The organism is Verrucomicrobium sp. 3C, assembly GCF_000379365.1.
GTDB lineage: Bacteria > Verrucomicrobiota > Verrucomicrobiia > Methylacidiphilales > Methylacidiphilaceae > Methylacidimicrobium.
In genome coordinates this window covers 1,944,137-1,944,536 of record NZ_KB901875.1, presented here as the reverse complement: position 1 = coordinate 1,944,536, position 400 = coordinate 1,944,137, and the positions used below count along the sequence as shown (strand labels likewise).

Annotated in this window: 1 pseudogene; it reads left to right on the top strand. The window is 58.8% G+C overall.

Annotated elements, in window-relative coordinates:
* Positions 1-269 (top strand): annotated as a pseudogene (locus tag A37A_RS22165) (hypothetical protein); the annotation flags it as partial.
* Between the last annotated feature and the right edge of the window lie 131 nt (positions 270-400).

Here is a 400-nt window from a genome sequence, read left to right as displayed (position 1 = left end):
CGGCCCTGGATGGCAAAATCATCACCGCCGACCCATTGCATTGTCAGCGGCGCCAGGCCCGTCTCATCGTCGAAAAAGGGGGCGATTACCTGTTCGGGATCAAGGGAAATCAGCCTCGTTTGCTTCAAGAGGCTCAAGCCTTGGACGCCTTGCCCGACACCCCCTTTTTGCCGACAACCAATCCGGTCATGCCCGAGTCGAAACCCGCAGGCTCCATGCCTTCCCCATCGAGCCCCTGGCCGTCGACTTCCCCTTTGCCCGCGCCCTGATCGTGGTGCGCAGCCAACGCACGCTAAAAAAGAGCGGCATCACCACCACCGAGTCCCGTTACTACCTCTCCAGCTCGCCACCAGATCAATATTCTCCCCAAGAATGGTTAAACTCGATCCGAGAACATTGG